Source organism: Dehalococcoidales bacterium, from assembly GCA_028716225.1.
Lineage (GTDB): Bacteria > Chloroflexota > Dehalococcoidia > Dehalococcoidales > UBA5760 > UBA5760.
In genome coordinates, this window is the sequence record JAQUQE010000103.1 from 1 (window position 1) to 3,572 (window position 3,572).

The 3,572-nt window shown below is 50.6% G+C and carries 4 protein-coding genes; all 4 read right to left on the reverse strand.

What is annotated here, in order from left to right; all coding sequences use genetic code 11:
• Positions 1–1,877, reverse strand: a 1,877-nt coding sequence (locus PHI12_14175; protein ID MDD5511934.1) for a hypothetical protein, incomplete at its 3' end; no start/stop codon positions are given.
• A gap of 65 nt (positions 1,878–1,942) precedes the next feature.
• Positions 1,943–2,389: a hypothetical protein gene (locus tag PHI12_14180; protein ID MDD5511935.1), complete on the reverse strand. Its 447-nt coding sequence runs from the start codon at positions 2,387–2,389 to the stop codon at positions 1,943–1,945.
• Position 2,390: 1 nt separating this feature from the next.
• Positions 2,391–3,377 carry a phage tail tube protein gene (locus PHI12_14185; GenBank protein ID MDD5511936.1) on the reverse strand — a complete coding sequence of 329 codons (987 nt, stop codon included), beginning with the start codon at positions 3,375–3,377 and terminating at the stop codon, positions 2,391–2,393.
• Between the two features lies 1 nt (position 3,378).
• The coding region (locus PHI12_14190) for a hypothetical protein (protein ID MDD5511937.1) at positions 3,379–3,572 on the reverse strand (194 nt) is incomplete at its 5' end.

A 3,572-nucleotide genomic window follows, 5' to 3' on the forward strand; every position in this document is an offset into this window, starting at 1 on the left:
AGCCCATCCCAAGCTTTTTTCGCGGTGCTGGTTATACCTTTCCAAACTTTAGAGAGTCCCTCCTTGACCTTGTTAAACGCCCCGATGATTAAGTCTCGAGCTTTGACGACGGGCGCCACGATAACGTCTTTGATTTTATTCCACACCTTAGCGGCGGTCTCTTTTATCCAGTTCCAAACTTTAGAGAGAAACTCTTTGATTTTATCCCAGTTGTTCTTTATGAGAAGCACCAGCCCCACGACGGGTCCGAGAATAACATACTTGATTTTATCCCATACCGCCGCGGCAATCTCTTTTATCTTATCCCAAATCCCCTTGAGGAAACCGAAGATTTTATCCCATACTCCCTTTATGGCGTCCCAAACTTTCCCCATCGCTTCCTTCACTTTATCGAAGTTCTTTATCAGGAGAACAATCCCCGCTATGAGCGCCATAATCCCTATAACAATCCAGGTTATAGGGTTGGCGAGAAGCGCCGCCGTCCACGCCCAAGTTTTAGCGATGGCTCCAACCAACGCGGGAGCTAGTTTGGCTATCAGACCGCTAGCGAAACTCGCTATATGGGCAATTCCTCCCTTCATTGTTAGGAGAAGGGTGCTCATGGCGCCTTTTAGCGCTCCAAGCTTGCCTATAGCGCCTACAGCGACAGTTTTAAGGTCACCTAGGTTCTTACCTAGTAAAACGGAAATACCAGCAAGGGTCATCATGGGGGCAGAGAGTCCCGAAAGAATACCAGCGCCCGTCGAGATAACATCGTAAAGGTTGGAATGTGCAAACTTGAGCTCCGCGAGCCATTGCTTCATTTTATCAAGGGTGGTAAAGTATTTGTTATCAATCGCCGCGTGTTCTTCGAGAACCTTTCCCGAATGTTCAAGTTTTTCCGAATATTCAGCCCATTTCTCCCCCGAAATTCCAAGTTTTTCCTTGAGCTCGTCCAGCCCCCCACCTGAAGCGGCAACTTCATTGAGCCCTTCCCTGAAAGCTCTCAAAAGTGCCTTAGGGTCAGTTATGTCCTCACTTAACGCCGCAAGAAGAATTGCCGTATCGTTCAAACCTAGCCCCATCTTTTTCAACTCTGGCGATGTTCGCCCTACCGTGCGGAGAAATCCTTCAACTCCTATAGCGGTAGAGGAATATGCGAGCCCTAGAGCCTTTTGAGAATCTGTAACATTATCTGCTTTTACTCCGAGAACTCCAAGCCCCAAGCCTGCTTTCGCAAGCGTGGGAGCATCACTCCCTATTGCGTCAGCCACCATATCCCAATAGGAGCCATATTCTTTAAGGGCTTCTCCTGAACGTAATCCCTGGACTGCCGCAAGGCGAAAAGTGCCTAAAACGTCCTCAAGGACAAAGGTCTCATTAGAGGTTTCGTTAACGAGATTTCGCATTTCCTCCGTGGTTATACCAGTTAAGGCGGCAACCTGGTCGTTGGCTCTCGCTAAAGAACCCATACTTTGCGCCAGCGCTTCTCCTCCAGCAGCGGCACCTCCCATAGCGGCACCCGCAATAAGCCCCTTCTTTCCCGCGCTCTCTAACGAATCCCCACTTATCCCCGCGATGAAATCCGTCGCGTTACTCGCGGATTCGGATACGGAATCAATAGATTCCTTCACCCCATCCATCGCCGTTTCCGCCGCTCTCCCCGCTTCCTCGGCGGTGCTTCCGATTTGTTCGATGGAACCGCTTGCCTCTTCGGCAGAAGAGGAAACCTCCCCCGCGGCGCTATCGGCGGTGCTCCCTATATTATCTATGGCGTCGCCCGCGCCCTCCATAGCAGAAGAGATGGAATCAGCGGCGCTCTCCGCTACACTTGCGATTTGCTCGATTGCGGCAGAAGCGTCATCTATTGCCGATACGGTGATTTCAATGCCTGCCATCAGAAAGCCTCTCTAACAAATTGCTCAATGCTAACACGAGGATATTTGCCTGAAGAGGGGTAAGCTCATCCTGCGTTCTCGCCAGGGGAACCCCCATCATTTGCAGGAACGCTATCTGTTGCCCCTCCTCGCTCATAGCGAAAGCTGGACATCTCATCCTCGCGTTTTTTGCCCTTGGAAACCCCAGTTATATTTTGAATGGCTTGGGAGATTTCATTCACAACGATAACAGGAAGCCGCGAAAGCTCCTCCTCCGTGTAATCCTCCACAAGCCCCATCTTGCAAATGAGGATATCGGATTTGTAATCGTTGTGGAGAACAACCCCAAGGTCAACCTTGCCTCCGCGCCGAGCTTCGGTCATGTCAATGTTTATTCCCTTGGCAAGAGCTTCCTGCACCCTAGCCCATTCCCCACTTGAAAGAGGACGAACTAGAACGGTATCGCCCAGAGAAGATATTTCAACTTCCTGTTGTGCGTTTGTTCCCGCCAGGATGTCCGATTTCTTTAACATATCAACTTCCTCCTGCTATCATCTCGCCCTGGTTGTTATCCAGTTGAACAAGAAGCTCTGTAAATAGGTCTCCGCTCAATCCCGTTATCGTTCCCGCAAGCGCGGTTCCTTCAACCTTCTGTTCTACGAGTCCCGCGCCTTTGGGGCTTATCTCAGCTGTGGTAGCTAGCCAGCGGGGGAGGGTTATGTCCATGCTTCCATCGGTGCCCGCGTCGAAATGCAGAGATATCGAAACTTCTGTTGAGCCACCAACGGCGGGAGCTGAAGCGCCACCCCAAATCAGCTCGAGGAATGAGGTGTCATCGTAGTAGGGTGTGATAGAAAGCGTAACTTCTTGCTCTGCGGCGATAAGCCTTCTCGGGAAACGAGAACCCAGGCTTTGCCCCGTTTCCGCTTTAACATTGTTTTTGATTTCAAGAGATATTTCGCTCACCTTAGTTGAGATATCAGTATTGCTCTTCTTAATCGTTACCTCATGGAACACTAGCGGGTATTCGTCGGGTATCAGCGCTTCCACCGCGCTTCGTTCGGCAATAGTCCCCTTGCTATCCTTTGCGCCTACAATAGATAGCTTCGCGTTAGCGTATTCATCCGCGACCTCTAGGGAAAGCCCATCGAGAGAACAGCCTGAGAAGATGTGCTCGAATACGTCTTTCCCAAGTCTGGTGCAGAACGACGGGAGAATGTTATTATTATTGCCCCAAATCTCGTGCTTATCTCCAACATACTCGTATCCACCAAGCGCCCACTTGAGCACCCATCCTATCGTTCGGATGTCGAACGCATATTCCACGTCCCCGCTTACAGAATAGAACCCTGGACGGTGTAAGCGCGGTGCCCGCCCTAGCCCACCTTCATAAATCAACTCGGATTCTTTCGGAGCGTTTACACTAGCCGAAGTTTGGTCAACGTAAAACGCCGCTGCGGGAGAGGGTGTTTGATTGAATGTCGTCTCCTCCGCAAATCCCGCATATCTCAAAATTTCCATTTCAACCTCCTAATTGCTTTTCGATATACCTGAATCTTACTTCTATTGTATACCCGCAGGCGAACAATTGCTCGGCACTCATGCCCGTAACTTCGCCTGGTAGAAACCTTACACGCCTTACATCTCTCACTGCGCCATCGAGAGTGTGAGAGCGAACCAGCGCCGAAGCCGCGTCAGTAGCGAGCCTTATGGCTT

What these genes read in the sequence shown, in the direction of transcription:
- PHI12_14185 (MDD5511936.1), bottom strand. Translation starts at nt 3,377, where the DNA reads ATGGAAATTTTGAGATATGCGGGATTTGCGGAGGAGACGACATTCAAT.
- PHI12_14180 (MDD5511935.1), bottom strand. Translation starts at nt 2,389, where the DNA reads ATGTTAAAGAAATCGGACATCCTGGCGGGAACAAACGCACAACAGGAA.